The following is a 16,657-nucleotide window of genomic DNA, read 5'->3' as shown; positions in this document are numbered from 1 at the left end:
TAAAACTGATAACTATTAGCTTAAAAATAATGCTGAGCTTTACTCATTAAAGCTTAAGCGCTGAACTTTAACCGTTATGCGTTAAACGTAGTGTACAAGCTGCTGCTGATCGAAGCGAAACTGTGAGTGATAAATGCCATTATCTGCCCGTTCACCAGCACCTATCATCATCACGATATGATGGTCATCGCTCAAGTTCAACAGATCCTTCATCGCAGGCTCATCAAAACCGCCCATAGGACAGCTATCAAAACCATGAGCACGTAAGGCTAACATCAAGTTTTCGGCGCCAAGAGCAGTGTTATTGGTCGCCCAGTTTTTGACATCATCAAAAGTATAATAAGGCGATTTTATTGGGCCTTTAACTCGTCTAAACACTTGCGCAGCACTCCATTTGGCGACAGATAGAGCGTTTACTGGTCCACGTATAAAGTCCATAGTGACTGCTTGAGTGTAGTAGCTTTTAACTTTTTTGGGTACAGGCTGAATAGGATATTCACGCAAAACTTGCTGCGCATGTTCATGCCAATTATCAGTACGAGCGACTACTGCAATCAGACGTGCTGCGGTCTTGGCAGCGTTTTGACCCATGCAGTTTTTTACCGCTAATTCACGCTTAGCAGCGCTATCAATCACATAGAATTCCCAAGGCTGCAAATTGCTTGAGTTGGGCGCTAACATAGCTAAGCGCAAACAATCAGCCAATACCGCATCAGGGATAGGGGTGTCAGTAAAGCGACGCACTGAGCGACGTGACTCTACCACTTGCTGGAATGCTTGTAATTGTGGAGTATAAGTAGGTGTCGCCATATCAGTTGAATCAATATGGTCGGTGGTATCAGCTGGTTTCATGAGTGACTCCAGAACAAGATAACGTTAGATGATAAATAATAGGGGATAAGACGAGATGGTGACAGATACCAACTGACGCTAGTATCTGCGAATAGCTATGAGTCAAAAAGATAGGGCAGTGAGCAAAAGCTTACAGCTCGCTTTCGTATTCTTCAGCGCTTAATAAGGCTTCATAGTCGGCCATATTGTCAGGCTTCATTCTAAAGAACCAACCTTCGCCATACGGGTCAGAGTTGATGATTTCAGGATCATCTTCTAAACTTTCGTTAATAGCGACAACTTCACCAGAGAGTGGAGCATAAACGTCAGAGGCAGCTTTAACAGATTCAACCACTGAAATTTCGTCATCAACGGCGATGATATCGCCAACATCTGGTAACTCAACGAATACTACGTCACCAAGTAAGTCTTGGGCGTGATCAGTAATACCAACAGTGATAGTACCGTCGTCTTCTAAACGTAACCATTCGTGGCTAGCAATATATTTTAGTTCTGCTGGGACGTTGCTCATAAAGTGCTCCTTTAAGGATAGTTTTTAAAAAATATTTGAAAAATTAACAATTACAAATAACCCGTTAATAGCAGCGGTTAATAGAACAAGGTAGGGTAAAAGTCTACTTAACCGCTAAACAAATACTATTGGTTGAACCTAGCCAATACGAAATAAAAATTAACTAAATTGTTGTTCGCCATTACGCACAAAAGGTAGCTTTAGGACACGGACGTCTACAAACTTACCTTTACCACGTAAGTCAATTTGTACATTATCTTCATCGGATAGGCTCATAGGAACACGAGCTATAGCGATAGAGTTTTTTAGAGTTGGCGAAAAAGTACCACTAGTGATAATACCCGTTTGCTCATTGTCAGTACCTTGATTGATAGACACTGCCATACCTTCGCGTATTACACCACGAGTAGTCAATAACAAGCCGACTTGCTTCATAGCGGTGTTGTCTTCTTTAGCTTGCTCGCGCTTTATGACCAATGCTTCACGACCAATGAAGTCGCGCTCATCTTTTAAGGCTAGCGTCCAGCCCATATTACACTCGTACGGGCTGATGGTTTCATCCATATCGTGACCGTATAAGTTCATGCCAGCTTCCATACGCAAAGTATCACGTGCGCCAAGACCGGCAGGCTTGATACCTACAGCTTTAAGCTGCTCAAAAAAAGCAGGAGCATTATCAGCATGCATAATGACTTCGACGCCATCTTCACCAGTATAGCCGGTGCGTGCCACGAACCAATCGCTACCTTCAATATCAGTCAAGTCAGCACCAACAAAAGGCGTTATTTTTGCTAAAGTATCCGCCCAACTTGGCTTAGCTTGGATCAGTTTTGCAACAGCATTAGGGCCTTGAACCGCTAGCATAGCTAACTCAGTACGTTCAGTTAGCTCAACGTCGAAGCCTTCAGCGACTTTATGGAACTGTGCAATATCTTTGTCATGAGTTGCAGCGTTTGAAACGATACGGTAAGCCGTCTCTTCGCTGTTTGATAAGTAAACAATTAAGTCATCGATGATGCCGCCTTGCTCATTAAGCATAGGCGAGTATAAAGCTTTACCAACGATTTTTAGTTTATTGACATCATTAGCTAGCAGCTTTTGTAGCCATGCCTTGCTGTCTGCACCTTTAACATCAACTATGACCATATGTGAGACGTCGAACATCCCAGCATCAGTACGAACAGCTTCGTGTTCTTCGATTTGTGAACCGTAATTGATTGGTAATTCCCAACCTGAAAAGTCTACTAATTTGCCATCGCTATCGATGTGAGACTGATATAGAGGAGTGCGTTGAGGAGCTTGAGAAGAGATATCGGTCATAACAAATCCTTGTGTAGACACTGTCGATGCTAATTAATAAGCAATAATAGCAAGGTAGACAGTGGCTATAAAGTAACGAGAAGTAATAATACAAAGGGCATTATTACCACAAAAGGTGGCGCACACAACAAAGCTGCAAGCCAAAAAGACCAAAAATGTCTGATTGAGCAATAGCCCTATCTGTCCTGTGACCTGAGATTTTCAACACGAGCATCGCTATAAGCTATAGGATGTCGCGTTTTCTCCCCTTCGGTGGGTAAGGATATAGATCTTTACCGCTCTCCAGATTTGTTATGCCTTAAGCTGCAATGACAGCTATTAAAAAATAACAGCATCAATTAAAACTTACGGCATGTGTTTTTCAGTCCTTTTACCTGAGCGATTGGCAGGGTAGATGCGCCTTCGGTGGTTTTATAAGCATTATTAAGCCACATTAGTAAATGTCGCCTTTGGTTATAAAACTCTCTCCTGAGAAACGCTATTATTATGAAAGGTTCATAACTATTTTACAAGCTACTAAAGGGATTAAAGTCAATAAATTTGGTAAAAACGCACCCTAGTATTGTTTTTGGTTGGCAGAACTCTTATAACTCTAGTCGCTACCCTCTAACAAAAGCTTAGCGTATAATTTTGAGGGCATTGTACAATACAATGCTGAGTTAGATAATAAGCTAATACTACTGCTGGTAGCCTTATTAGTTCTCTAACGGTCAATTGGCTATGGCTGGCAAGTTTAGAAGTTTTTTTAACTATTAATATTAGTAACGGCCTCTGCTTTGACACTAATTTGACACTAATTTGACACTAATTTGACAATAAAGCGGTGGTTACAGATTGCCAGCCCGCTGCTAATACGCAAAGCTACTATTGAGAATAAAATAAGTTATGCTAGGCTAGTAGTATCCATTAACGTATTTAACGTTTATTTATTGGTTGTAATCCTTTTTACCTTATAGGTCTATTTTATGCATTGTGATATTTACAAATTCCCCAAGCATGATGATATGTACATTTATATCGCTCGCCCTGGCTATCCTGATGATACTGATGAGATCAAAGATTGGCTCAGCGTGGTTCCTAAAGACTTTCGTAAAGGTTTAGGAGTCAGTAAGTTTGTGATGCATTTGGATTTAGCAGCCACAGAAAAACTGGCGCGCGTCGATAAAGAAGAAGTGCTCGCCAAGCTTAAGTCTCAAGGGTATTTTGTTCAGCTGCCGCCACAAGACGTTATGCGCAAGCAAGCGGAACTCAGAGCACGTGAAGCTCAAGACAACATTTATGACTGATAAAAGCATTAGGGTTGTGAGTAGAGAGTTAACATAATAAGCGGCGTTTATAGATAAAAAAAGCGCTGTTGCTAAGGGTAAGGTATGCATTTTGGCATAAAGTCGTGATAAACTAGCGGCTTATTGTGCATGCATACGCTAGGGTCATTGCTATAGCATTGTGCTATGCCACTTATAAACGCAGGTAGTCAAACACGCATGGATTGGTTAAAAAGCATTTTAAATAGTTTACCATTAGAGAAAATCAGTGACATTCTTGGTGAGATTGTCATTTGGTGGAGCCAAATGGTCAAAGGCGTCCCGCCAGCTGATTTGCCGATGTATGCTTATCTTGGTGGGGCCATTTTGGTACTTTTACTTTGGGTATTAGTGGCTAGAATGTTGCCACGACCTTTTGGTGGTATGAGCTGGATGATCCTATTTGCGGTGTTATTAGCACCAGGTACGGCGCTCAATGATCCTAGTATTATAGCGCCAGCCAGCATCAGTGTGGTATATGCCATCATGATGAAAGATACTGCCGGTGCTATTAGTAATGCCTTACCTATATTAGTAGTGCTAGTAGTCGGCTTGTTTGTGGGCTTTATATGGCAGCTAATCCGTGGGGCATTTGAGACAAGTTTGGATAAAGCTCGTCAACATACTGCGGCTGATACTCAAGCAACTATGCAGCTGGCGGGTGGTAACTATTTGCCGCAGGATGGCTCAGTAGCAGTCGAGCCTGTAGAAGCTAAGCAACCGCTACCGTTCGCTATACTTAAGAACAAGGCTAATACTGGCAAAACAGTAGCCAGCTCTAAGCTAGCTAGTAGTGCTAACCCAACTACTAGCGCTGAAACGTTTATTGACTCTGATGCTAATAAGCTTAAAGCCAGTAAGCTTGCAGATAGCCAGCTAACCACTAAAAAGGTTAATCGAGATACAGCGATAAGCAGAAAGCCAGTCGAGGGCTTTTATAGTAAAAACCCGGTTCAAGACCCAATAGTACCCAGCGACAAAAAAGGCGAAGACAGTAAGTAAAGCCTGCGCAGACATAACTTTGAATAAATAATTAATAAAAAAGACACTTAATAGTGTCTTTTTTATGGGTGGCTGTTTGTTATCTGCTAGCAGTCGGCTATAGCGCTAATGTTGAGCTTTAGCAAAAACGCAGACGCATCAGTATTTGGGCATTGTCATAGGCTGTGCTAATCTTCAACCCTATAAAATTATTCGCTAGTAACTGTTATTGATCTGATGGTTTTTGATCTAATAGCTTTTGATCTAATGGCCTTGAATCTAACAGCTGTGCATCTAATAGCTTGTTAATTTATTAAATAAATATAATCACTGAGACTGATACTATGACTAATAGCGCTAAAAAAAGCTTTACTGGCACCGATAGTTATATCGCTACCGATGACTTGCAACTGGCGGTAAATGCCGCTATGACGCTGCAAAAGCCGTTACTTATTAAAGGTGAGCCTGGTACTGGAAAAACCTTATTAGCCGAAGAAGTCGCCGCCAGTTTGGGTATGCCCTTAATTACTTGGCACATTAAATCAACGACTAAAGCTGAGCAAGGCTTATACGAATACGATGCGGTATCCCGTCTACGTGACTCACAAATGGGTGATGATAAGGTTTATGAGATTGGTAATTACATTAAACCCGGTAAGCTGTGGGAGGCTTTTACTAGCGAACAGCGCAGCGTGTTATTGATCGATGAGGTCGATAAAGCTGATATTGAGTTCCCCAATGACTTACTGCACGAGCTCGATAAGATGTCATTCTATGTCTATGAGACTGGCGAGACTATTACGGCCGAGCAGCGTCCGGTAGTTATTATCACTTCAAACAATGAAAAAGAGCTGCCAGATGCTTTTTTACGTCGTTGTTTCTTCCATTATATTGATTTCCCAGAAGAGCAAACTATGCGTCAAATTATTGACGTGCATTTCCCTAATATCCAACAAAAACTGGTCAACGACGCTTTAGATGTCTTTTATAAATTACGTAATGTGCAAGGACTAAAAAAGCCACCATCAACTTCAGAATTAGTCGATTGGTTGACCTTATTATTGGCCGATGATATGGCACAAGCTGAGCTAGAAGAAAATTTACGCGGGGAAAAGTCTATTCCACCGCTTTATGGGGCGCTGCTTAAAAATGAAGCCGATGTCAACCTGTTACAGCGCTTTGCTAATTTGATGCGCCGTTAAATAGGCTAATAGGCCTGCTGAGAACATTCGCTAATAAGGGAGGCGTGCTTTATGTTTGTCAAACTATTCTATACCTTGCGTAGTTACGGCGTGCCCGTCACTACTCGTGAGCTGCTCGATCTCAATGCGGCGCTTGAGCATGGATTGATGATGCAGCCGTATGTTGATGAGCGGCAAAGTCAACAAGATTGGCAGCCACGTGCTTTCGCTAGTCGCGAGGATATGTATCGACTTATTCGCTTGTGTATGGTCAAAGATGAGCGCCATTTCGATAAGTTCGATCGGGCGATGGCGGATTATTTTGAAGGCGTTGATAGCTTAGATATCGATGAGCTAATGGCTAAGCTGACTGATATCCCGCAAGAGTGGCTAGATCTTAAGCTTGATCCTAATAATCTAACTGATGAGCAACGGCGACTGTTAAAAAAATACGGCTCGCTTGAGGAGCTGATGAAAGTGTTGGAAGAACGCCTTAAAGAGCAAAAAGAGCGCCATCAAGGCGGTAGTAAATGGGTTGGAACTGGTGGCAGCTCACCGTTCGGGTCTTATGGCGATCATCCAGAAGGGGTGCGAGTCGGTGGCGAATCGCGCAAGCGTAGTGCGGTGAAGGTGTGGGAGCAGCGCAAATACCGCAACCTTGATGATGATAGTTTACTCGGTACTCGGCAAATACAGATGGCGCTACGTAATTTGCGCCAATTTGCCCGTACCGGTAGTGCTGATGAGTTAGACATCCACGAGACTATCAAGCGCACTGCCAAAAAGGGTGTGCTCGATATTCATATGCAAGCTGAACGCCGTAATCGGGTCAAAGTGCTAATGCTATTCGATGTGGGTGGCAGTATGGATGTGCATGTTGAAGCTTTAGAGAAACTGTTTTCAGCCGCTAAAAATGAATTCAAAACCTTGGATTTTTTCTATTTTCATAATTGTCTCTATGACTATGTATGGAAGGACAATAACCGTCGCCATAGCGCGCCTATGCCAACCTTTGAGCTATTAAACAAGTATGGTCGTGAGTATCGAGTGATATTCGTGGGTGATGCGTCGATGTCTCCTTATGAGTTGTTTTCAGTAGGCGGCAGCGTTGAGTATATGAATAATGAAGCTGGTGTCGTTTGGCTAAAACGGGTACTAGCCCATTTTGATAAAGTAGCTTGGCTAAATCCGGAAAACCCTAGCTATTGGTCTTATACTCAAACTATTGGGGAGATAAAAACCTTAATGAACGAGCAAATGTATCCGATGACGCTGCATGGCATTGAAGATATGACTAGTTATTTAGCGCGGTAGTAAGTAGATAAGAAGCCTTTATTATAAATGGATATCACTGAATCCTTACAAAATCAGTAAAATCAGTAAAATCAGTAAAATCAGCCAAGCAGTCGTTATGGAACTCCTTCATAGCGGCTTTTTTTATTTAGCATAAAGCGTTTTTTATTTTAATTATCATCTCTGTATAGCGATTATTGAGGACTTTGAGGGCTGGTTTTGTAGTATTTTCCCAATATTTTGCAATACTTTCGTTGAATATTTCTGCGATTATTAAGGCCCAATCAAATAGAAAAATCTGTCATTAACAGTAGCGGGTACTGATATTTTATTGGTATTATTTCACAATTATGATAACATTCATTTTAAATATATCTTATAGATAATGATGGCGCTATTGTCTGACGGCTGAGCACATAATTGCTTTGAGCAACGCTAGTCGCTATCGCTCGCTGTATTACCTAAACTTATTAATATCAACCACTACTAAGAGAGACATAATGGCTAGCGCAGAAACTATAGCAATCGTAAAAGCCACAGTTCCAGTACTTGAGGCGCATGGCACAGCTATTACCAATGTGTTTTATCAAAACATGTTCGTTGAGCATCCTGAGCTATTAGATATTTTTAATAAAACCAATCAAAAACTGGGTCGCCAACAGACCGCTTTAGCAACGACGGTATTAGCCGCGGCTAAACATCTTGAGCATTTAGCCGTGTTATTGCCACAAGTAACTGAAATCAGTCATAAGCATCGGGCTTTGCAGATTTTGCCAGAGCATTACCCGATCGTAGGTAAGCACTTAATCGGCGCTATCAAGCAAGTGCTGGGTGAAGGGGCGAGCGATGACATTATTGAGGCTTGGACAGAGGCTTATGACGAAATTGCTGGAGTGTTTATTGAGCTTGAAAAAGGGATGTATAAGGAAGCTATGTGGCAAGGCTTTGCTAGCTTTAAAGTGATTGAAAAAGTAGCAGTAGCTACTGATATTGCAGCTTTTACTGTACTACCAGTAAATGCCAATCAAGCTGGCAACCAACTTGATAACCAAAGCATTGATTTGAGTCAACTAACTCTAACAGCGGGTCAATATATCACCGTAAAAACCGATCCTAAAAATAGCGATCATTTAGCTTTGCGTCATTATTCTTTAAACTCAGCGAGCACTGAAAAAGGTATTCAGTTTGCGGTAAAAAGAGACAATCGCGATGGGCACTCAGGTTTAGTTTCTAACTATCTGCATGACGAACTGCAAGTGGGCGAGACTATTTTGTTATCCGCACCAGCGGGCGATTTTGCTCTTAATAAAGCGCTGATACATCAGAATGAAATTCCGCTAGTATTGATCAGTGCAGGTGTTGGCATTACCCCTATATTAGCTATGCTAGAGGCGCAAGTAACGGCCAATCCGCAACGACCTGTTATTTGGGCATATGCTTGTCAAAATGAGCAGCATCACGGCTTTAAAGCGCAAGTCGATAACTGTTTAGCTGGCGCGCAACAAGTAGATAAAAACATCTTTTATTTCGAAAAAGGGCAGCTATTAGAGGAGAGCTATCTGGCCACGCTACCTAAGCCTGCTGATATTTATGTTTGCGGATCAATGCCCTTTATGCAAAGTATGATCAATGGTTTGACTACTCTACAACACAGCGTTGATAGTGTTCACTACGAGCCTTTTGGTCCTAAAATGAGCTTAGAGATTAACTAAAATTAGTAATCAGTGGCTTAGCTTGTAAGTTGCGGTTTTGATTGATTAACTATCATTTAAGCACGCAGAAAAGCTAGTTATATTACTGAACTATAGGCAAGGTGATATGAACCTCAAAAGTATATTGATCTTTTATTATGATACTTATCTTGCCATTATGGGCGCCAGCTATAGCCTGCACAATTGATAAACCTAGCCCTGTGCCAGCATGCCAGAGGTTATCTTTATCATGGCGATAAAAACGTTCGAATAGTTTATCAGCTTCTATTTGCGTCATCGGCTTAGCTAATTGATTGCTTATAGTTATTTTAGTCTTGGACGCTGTGCTAGTAGCAGCGACTCCGATAGTAATCACGCTGTCAGTTGCGGCGTAATAAATAGCATTGGATAGCAAGTTAGCAAATAAGCGCTGCAACAGACTTTCATCACCCAGTAGCTCTGGAAAATTACTACTCTTGATAAAAGTTATGCCTCTATCTTCTGCTATCACTTCATAATAACTGAGCAGTTTAGTGAGTAAAGTGGCCGTATTAACCTGATTTAACTGCGAGCGATAAAGCCCCTTTTGAGTCTTAGCTAGCAGTAGCATATTATTAATGAGAGCAGATAACTGATGTAAAGTGTCATGTTGATGATGCAGCTGCTCGACATATTCGCTATTGTCTCTAGGCTTACTGAGCATCACTTGGGTTTGAGTGCTCAAAGTCGCCAGTGGGGTGCGTAGCTCATGAGCAATATCATCTGAAAAGCGTGATATTGAGTCAAAATTATGTTCAAGCTTATCCATCATAGCGTTATAAGCATCAGCCAATGGTCGTAACTCACTAGGCATCTTGCTGACGGTAATTCTATCGCTGAGTTGTTCGGCGTTGATGCGCTGCATTTTATAACTAAAAGTCGCTAGCGGTGCAAAGCCTAAATGGACGCTAAAGGCGGCAACGGATACTAATAAAAAAGTAATAGCGATTAATATAAAGATCAGTTGGCGGTTGAATTGGATAAGGTATTGATGATGGACATCCATAGGCAGAGCAATCAGCGCTAAGTAGTCAGCCTGTTCAATAATAAGAGCACGATAATGATGATTATTAAACCGTAGATTAAAAGGCTGGTCAAACTGACGTTGCCATAAGTGCTGTAGGGAAGCACTATCAGCGGCACTGGTAAAGCCTGTAGGTGAGCTGCTGAGGATTTGACCACTTTTATTAGCAATGATGATCTTTACTTCATAATCAAGCTTAGGATTGGCAAGGGGCTGCTGATCTAGCTGCGGACTATTAACAGTCTGCTTAGCGAGTTCAGGGGTGCTGGGTTGCTCAAGTGCAGTAGCGCTCATACGCTGGCGTAAGTTAAAAGCAGCATGAGTCAAAGTTTCGCTATCCATTTGCTCAAAATGGCCTCTGACAGAATGCTGTATCCATATATACAAAAATATCTGCGTGATCATCACAAAGACTGTCAATAATAAGATCGTTCGCCATAGTAGTGATAAGCGTCGATCAGTAGTGAGAGGCGTCATGCTAATGAGTTTCCGTACCGGTTTCTGTAATATCGCTGCTGTCTACGGCCTCTAGCCGATAGCCCATGCCGCGAACGGTACGTATTAGCTTTATAGGATAAGCATCATCGATTTTTATTCTTAAACGTCGAATAGCAACATCTATGACGTTAGTATCGCTATCAAAGTTCATATCCCAGACTTGAGAGGCGATAACTGAGCGTGGGAGTACTTCGCCTTGATGCTCAAGAAAAAACTGTAATAGGGCAAATTCTTTCGCCGTCAAAATAATAGCTTGCTCCCCTCTATGGACGCTACGTTTAGCGATATCCATTTTTAGATCAGCAATGTGCAGGACGGTACTTTTATATTGCGCATGATTGGCGCGGCGCAATAAACTTTTTATTCTCACTAGTAGCTCAGCAAAAGCAAAAGGCTTAGTCAAATAGTCATCACCACCAATCTCGATACCTTTTATACGATCACTTAAATCGTCTTTTGCGGTCAAGAATAATACTGGAGTGCTGTTACCGGCGGCGCGATAATTGCGCACTAGCTCAAAGCCGCTAATATCAGGTAGCATCACATCCATGACTACTACCTTGAAATCCTGTGTTATCAAGGCGTGATAGCCATCGAGTCCGGTGGTTTTATGCTCAACGATAAAGCCGGCTTCGGTTAAGCCTTTTTTAATATATTCGCCAAGTGATAATTCATCTTCGACTAATAAAACTTTCATATAGCACCTGATTAAATAACTTGTGGGTAGATGACTTAGCGTTATACCACTCAATAGCGTGCTCAGAGGAGAAGATTTTTGCGTGGTAACGGTATTTTTTACCTGATGATAGAGCAAGGCGCAGCGTATTAGTAGCTAACAATCTTAACATGACAGTATTGTCATCTAAGCGTCATCTTGGGGTCAGAATCAGCATGGTAGCTTGACAGCTATTATCACCTACTAACTATGTTATATTGAAGTGCAAGGATAGTTTTATGCCAAGCTACAACCGTCTTTTTTCTGCTAAATATCGTCATTTATCTGCTCCAGTGTTGTTATTAATATTGAGCTCAACATTATTCGCTTGTGGCCAAACGGAGGCTATAGAGGCTGCTAATAGCCCTAAAGCTGATGCTGGGCAAAACCAGAAGTTAACCGCTGTCACCGCAGCAATCAGTAACCCAACATTACTAAACAACGTCTCAGCGACTGTCTATAAAGATATAGATTGTAGCTGCTGTAAGGACTGGATAGATTATGCGCAAAGCAATGGTATGAGTGCTATCGCTAAGCATCCTAAAGATTTAGCTTCATTAAAGGATCGTTATAGTGTGCCTAACGATATGCGCTCTTGCCATACTACGGTCACTACTGATGGCTATGTGTTCGAAGGTCATGTACCTGCCAAATATGTCGCAGAGTTTTTAGCCAAGCCGCCTATTCAAGCGCTGGGACTGGCTGTCCCTGGCATGCCGATGGGTAGTCCGGGTATGGAGTATGACAACCAGTTTATGCCTTATCAAGTTATGCAGATCAATAAAGATGGCAGTAGTGAAGTTTATGCCAGTATCGAAACCAGCGACCAGCAGCTTTAGTTTATTGTGCAATTCAAAACCTTTAAAAGTAAGGATAGAGTATGAAAACCAGATATCAATCACGCTTAGCGGTTATTGCTAGTATTAGTGCCGCATTGTTAGTCAGCGCTTGTCAGCCCACCTCTGAAGAAGCTGCCCCAGCAGAAGCAGTAGCTACTGAAACGACTGCAGCTACAGAGGCGCATTCAGGTCATGATATGACTAACATGGACATGACGCCAGCAGAGGGCGCGCCTATGACCGAAATGCTCAAAGACTACACGGCTGCTATGACTAGTATGAATGTAGAAATGATGAAAGGTATGGACTATAACGACCCTGATACGGCGTTCGCCCAAAGCATGCTGGGACATCATATCGGCGCTGTAGATATGGCAAAGATTGAGTTAAAGTATGGTAAAGATGAAGAGATGCGTAAGTTGGCGCAACAAATTATCGATGCGCAGCAGTCTGAGATTACTACTATGCAAACTTGGCTGGCAAGTCATCCTGACGCTACTGAACCTACCGCTGATACCAAGGCTATGCAACAAGCTTATGCCAAAGGTATGGACGCTATGCATAGTGAGATGATGACTGGTATCGCTGACCCTGTCGCTGATATAGCCTTTGCTCGGGGCATGTTACCGCATCACAATAGCGCAGTAGATATGGCTGAAGTAGAGCTTAAATATGGTAAAGATGCTGAAATGCTTAAGCTTGCGCAACAAGTCATTGATGCGCAAAAAGCTGAAATCGAGCAGATGCAAAACTGGCTCGCTAACAACAAAGCTTAGACTTTTAAGCAGCAGCTGACTATCACAACTGTGCTGTAAAAGCGGTAAGTATAAAACACATCCTCTGCCAAGCATTAGTGCTAGCAGGGGATGTTTGCTTTGAGCTATACGATATTATTTTGAGATTTTAGTAGGGTTGATTTTAAGCTGGGTGACGTCCTGCTTTATTTCTTTTCAAAGACCTCAAAGAGAAGTTTTAACTCTTGCCATATTCAACATACTGAGCTATAACCTACCTTGCGGTTTTGATTAATAGTTGTTCTCAGTAGTAGCTATTAATCGATAATAAAACCTAAAATTAGTAGCTTATGGCTTCTTTATCTTGAAAGCTATTATCCTAGATCATTCTGTTGTTCTTATAGGTTGTTAAACCATACTGGTTTAAATATTATCTCGTTTGTAGTAATAAAATCTAACCTTGATACTGTCAGATCAAAGCATTGTTATAAACCTGTCCAACGGTATTAACTTATGCTGCTGGTTTAAAGTATGAGGCTGCTTTTTGAGAGTCTCTCTAACCTCAATATATAATTGAACTTTTCGACTCACAACAGTAGAGAAGAGTTGAATAATAAACTTATTGGATAATAATGAAAACTATAGAAGTGGTTGCTGCCATTATCATTGATGAAGGGGAGTTTCTCTGTGTTCAAAGAGGTGAAAATAAGCTAGCTTATCTTTCAAGAAAATTTGAATTTCCAGGCGGAAAGTTAGAGAAGAATGAAACTTTAGAGCAAGCTTTAGCCCGTGAAATAGAAGAAGAGCTTAAACTATCAATTAGTATTGAACGCTTGTTTATGACCGTTGAGCATAGTTATCCAGACTTCAAAATTATCATGCACAGTTTTATATGCAAAACCCTTAACCGTAATTTGATCTTGACTGAGCATCTGCAAGCTGTTTGGTTGGATGTTTATAAAATTGATACTCTTGATTGGGCCGCCGCAGACATTCCTATTGTCGAGCAGCTAAAGGTGTCAATGTCATGAGTCGTGTTACCAGCAATATATATGAGGACTTAAAAAGTGCTTTGGTATCTGGCTTTATAGACCACTCGCAAGCATCGAAACATGATTTTAAGCCACAGTTGTTAGTCAACGATGGCAAAGGAAAAAAAGTTTTAACCTCAATTAACAAGCATCTGCAATCAAGCGATAAGTTTTGGTTCTCTGTTGCATTCGTCACAACTAGTGGTATTGCCTGTCTAAAACAAGAACTAATTGAGTTAGAAAAAAAACAAGTCCCAGGTCGTATATTAGTTTCACAATACCTTAACTTCACTCAACCAGAAGCTTTACGTGAGCTACTAAAATTTAAAAATATAGACGTACGAATCGCTACAGATTCTAATTTTCATGCAAAAGGCTATCTATTTAGTAACTCTGATATTCATCACCTAATCATTGGTAGTAGCAACTTAACAGCCAATGCTTTAACCATTAATAAAGAGTGGAATCTAAAAGTCAGCTCTAGTAAAAACGGTGCTTTATCTCAGCAAGCGATAAATGAGTTTAAGAGTGAGTTTAATTCTGCCCTCTTAGTAACGCCTGAATATATAGAATACTATGAGTCACTATACCGACAAGCAAAGTTGTTTTTTCAACACACTTATAGTCCATCTAGCTCTGTTACGGCAAGCACCATTAAACCCAATAAGATGCAGCAAGAAGCATTGAAAAATCTAGAAACATTACGTGATCAAGGTAAAGATAAAGCTTTACTAATCTCAGCTACTGGCACAGGAAAAACTTATCTTGCTACTTTTGATGCCCTAATTTTCGGCGCTAAACGCTTATTATTCATAGTTCATCGGGCAAATATTGCTAAGAAAGCTTTACAAACTTATCACTCTATTTTTAAAGATCAAAAAACCTTTGGCTTATATAGTGGTAAAACAGTTGAAGCTGGAAGTGATTATATATTCTCTACTATACAGACTCTTTCAAGGGACGATCATCTAGCAAAATTTGCTCCAGATGCTTTTGATTATATTGTCATCGACGAAGCTCATCGGGCCAGTGCTGCATCTTATCAAAAAGTACTAGATTACTTTAAACCGCAATTTCTTTTAGGAATGACGGCAACCCCAGAGCGTACCGATGCCGGTGACGTTTTCGAGATTTTCGATCACAATATCGCTTATGAGATTCGGCTACAAAAAGCATTGGAGATGGACATCTTAGCGCCTTTTCACTATTACGGTATTACCGATTTAAGTATCGATGATAGGTCTATAGATGATACTTCTATGTTGAATCTACTAATTAGTAAAGAGCGCGTTAAACACATTTTAAATTATATCGATCTTTATGGCTGTGATAATGGCGAAGTCCGTGGTCTCGTTTTTTGTTCTAATATTGAAGAGTGTAAGTCTCTAGCTGATATATTTAATAATCAAGGTTTACCATCTTTAGCATTAACAGGGGAAAGTTCAGAGGAGCAGCGTGATCAGGCAATAGAGCGTTTAGAGTCTTGCGATCCCTCGACTAAAATTGATTATATATTTTCTGTTGGTATCTTTAATGAAGGAATCGATATTCCCTGTATTAATCAGATTGTGATGCTACGTCCTACAGAGTCAGCGATTATATTCGTTCAACAGTTGGGGCGTGGGCTAAGAAAGGCTGAGGATAAAGAATATCTTACCGTTATCGATTTTATCGGTAACTATAAAAATAACTTTATGGTTCCTATCGCTTTATATGGTAATGACTCCTATAACAAAGATACATTGCGACGTTTAATGGCTAGTGAAAGCTGTTTTATTCCTGGCACCTCTACCGTAAGTTTCGATAAAATAGCTAAAGAGCGTATTTATGCAGCTATAGATACGGCAAACTTACAAACCAAAAAAGACTTAGTACAAGACTACAAAATGCTGAAGCAGAAATTGGGCCATGCACCCATGATGATGGATTTTGTTCGTCATGGTGCTCGCGAGCCTTTCTCATACGTAAACTATGCTAAATCATTTTATCATTTCGCTAAGGAGCAAGAAGAAACTCTAGAGCAATTGAATGAAAATGAGCTCAAACTACTTATTAGTTTTTCAAGAGAAATTAATAATACTAAACGTATAGAGGAGAGCTTAGTATTAAGTATGCTCCTAGCAGGAGAGGTTATTACCACTGATAAGTTAGCATCTATAATAAGGCATCAGTATGGCTATAAGATGAACTTTGATGCCGTAAATTCGGTCATTAATAACCTCAATTTGGGTTTTGTGACTGAAAAATACCAGAATAAATTAAAGTCTATAGGTGAGATTTACAATTTTAATATTGTTGAAATAAAAGAAAATAAATTTCATTGGCATCCTGATTTCTTAGCTTATTTAGCCAATGATACTTTTGTAAGGTTTCTAATAGACAGTACAGATTACGCTATTTATCAATATAATAAAGAATTCAAAATTTTAGATTTTATTGAGGGTTTTCAACTATATCGTAAGTACTCACGTAAAGATGTGTTTAGGATTTTGAATCGAAAAGTAAATCCTGTAGCTCGAGAGTTTCCCAAACTTTGTGTAACTGCTTATAATCCACTAACCGGAGAATAAGCAATGACTACTCAATCTGACCTTAAAAAACTGGCTGAGCAAATGGCTGGTAGCATGAAAAGCTTTGATGACCT

At 40.6% G+C, this 16,657-nt stretch carries 14 protein-coding genes and 2 riboswitches; of the genes, 9 read left to right on the top strand and 5 right to left on the bottom strand.

Translation table 11 applies throughout. From position 1 onward, the window contains the following. Positions 1–81 precede the first annotated feature (81 nt). From KZA12_RS04905 to gcvT, 3 genes are all read right to left on the bottom strand, one after another. Positions 82–852 carry a nitroreductase family protein gene (locus KZA12_RS04905; RefSeq protein WP_218689440.1) on the bottom strand — a complete coding sequence of 257 codons (771 nt, stop codon included), beginning with the start codon at positions 850–852 and terminating at the stop codon, positions 82–84. A 130-nt stretch (positions 853–982) separates the two neighbouring features. Next, the gene (gcvH, locus tag KZA12_RS04900; RefSeq protein ID WP_201622690.1) at positions 983–1,363 is read right to left on the bottom strand and encodes a glycine cleavage system protein GcvH; all 381 of its coding nucleotides are present in this window, start codon (positions 1,361–1,363) and stop codon (positions 983–985) included. Positions 1,364–1,522: 159 nt separating this feature from the next. Continuing rightward, positions 1,523–2,683, bottom strand: coding sequence for a glycine cleavage system aminomethyltransferase GcvT (gene gcvT, locus KZA12_RS04895; protein ID WP_218689439.1), 1,161 nt, complete (start codon positions 2,681–2,683; stop codon positions 1,523–1,525). Positions 2,684–2,853: 170 nt separating this feature from the next. After that, a riboswitch (glycine riboswitch) is annotated at positions 2,854–2,979 on the bottom strand. A 56-nt stretch (positions 2,980–3,035) separates the two neighbouring features. After that, a riboswitch (glycine riboswitch) is annotated at positions 3,036–3,164 on the bottom strand. Positions 3,165–3,648: 484 nt separating this feature from the next. Here gcvT and KZA12_RS04890 point away from each other — a divergent pair. From KZA12_RS04890 to KZA12_RS04870, 5 genes are all read left to right on the top strand, one after another. Beyond that, a complete protein-coding gene (locus KZA12_RS04890; RefSeq protein ID WP_201622688.1) occupies positions 3,649–3,969 on the top strand; it encodes a YcgL domain-containing protein in 321 nt (106 codons plus the stop codon). Positions 3,970–4,134: 165 nt separating this feature from the next. Continuing rightward, complete coding sequence (locus KZA12_RS14830; protein ID WP_227677195.1) at positions 4,135–4,989, top strand: hypothetical protein; 855 nt, start codon at positions 4,135–4,137, stop codon at positions 4,987–4,989. A 323-nt stretch (positions 4,990–5,312) separates the two neighbouring features. Beyond that, positions 5,313–6,170 carry a MoxR family ATPase gene (locus KZA12_RS04880; RefSeq protein ID WP_201622687.1) on the top strand — a complete coding sequence of 286 codons (858 nt, stop codon included), beginning with the start codon at positions 5,313–5,315 and terminating at the stop codon, positions 6,168–6,170. A 51-nt stretch (positions 6,171–6,221) separates the two neighbouring features. Further along, positions 6,222–7,463: a VWA domain-containing protein gene (locus KZA12_RS04875; protein WP_218689438.1), complete on the top strand. Its 1,242-nt coding sequence runs from the start codon at positions 6,222–6,224 to the stop codon at positions 7,461–7,463. 479 nt (positions 7,464–7,942) lie between these two features. Then, positions 7,943–9,154 (top strand): globin domain-containing protein, encoded by a 1,212-nt coding sequence (locus tag KZA12_RS04870; protein ID WP_218689437.1) that lies wholly within the window; start codon positions 7,943–7,945, stop codon positions 9,152–9,154. Between the two features lie 82 nt (positions 9,155–9,236). Here KZA12_RS04870 and KZA12_RS04865 read toward each other — a convergent pair whose 3' ends face one another. Then, positions 9,237–10,673 (bottom strand): heavy metal sensor histidine kinase, encoded by a 1,437-nt coding sequence (locus tag KZA12_RS04865; RefSeq protein WP_218689436.1) that lies wholly within the window; start codon positions 10,671–10,673, stop codon positions 9,237–9,239. Between the two features lies 1 nt (position 10,674). After that, positions 10,675–11,391 (bottom strand): heavy metal response regulator transcription factor, encoded by a 717-nt coding sequence (locus KZA12_RS04860; RefSeq protein WP_218689435.1) that lies wholly within the window; start codon positions 11,389–11,391, stop codon positions 10,675–10,677. Between the two features lie 257 nt (positions 11,392–11,648). Here KZA12_RS04860 and KZA12_RS04855 point away from each other — a divergent pair, with 257 nt between their 5' ends. The 4 genes from KZA12_RS04855 (at position 11,649) to KZA12_RS04840 (ending at position 16,583) form a co-directional block, all read left to right on the top strand. Further along, a complete protein-coding gene (locus KZA12_RS04855; protein WP_218689434.1) occupies positions 11,649–12,248 on the top strand; it encodes a DUF411 domain-containing protein in 600 nt (199 codons plus the stop codon). A gap of 41 nt (positions 12,249–12,289) precedes the next feature. Next, on the top strand, positions 12,290–13,024 hold the full coding sequence (locus KZA12_RS04850) for a DUF305 domain-containing protein (RefSeq protein ID WP_218689433.1): 735 nt from the start codon (positions 12,290–12,292) through the stop codon (positions 13,022–13,024). 590 nt (positions 13,025–13,614) lie between these two features. Next, positions 13,615–14,013, top strand: a complete 399-nt coding sequence (locus KZA12_RS04845; RefSeq protein WP_201622680.1) for a (deoxy)nucleoside triphosphate pyrophosphohydrolase — start codon at positions 13,615–13,617, stop codon at positions 14,011–14,013. Further along, positions 14,010–16,583: a DUF3427 domain-containing protein gene (locus KZA12_RS04840; RefSeq protein ID WP_218689432.1), complete on the top strand. Its 2,574-nt coding sequence runs from the start codon at positions 14,010–14,012 to the stop codon at positions 16,581–16,583. Before KZA12_RS04845 ends, KZA12_RS04840 begins: the two co-directional genes overlap by 4 nt. Positions 16,584–16,657: the final 74 nt, after the last annotated feature.

This window comes from Psychrobacter sp. BF1, assembly GCF_019279065.1.
Taxonomy (GTDB): Bacteria; Pseudomonadota; Gammaproteobacteria; order Pseudomonadales; family Moraxellaceae; genus Psychrobacter; species Psychrobacter urativorans.
The sequence above is the reverse complement of the archived record's forward strand: the minus strand, read 5'-3'. Positions and strand labels throughout refer to the sequence as shown.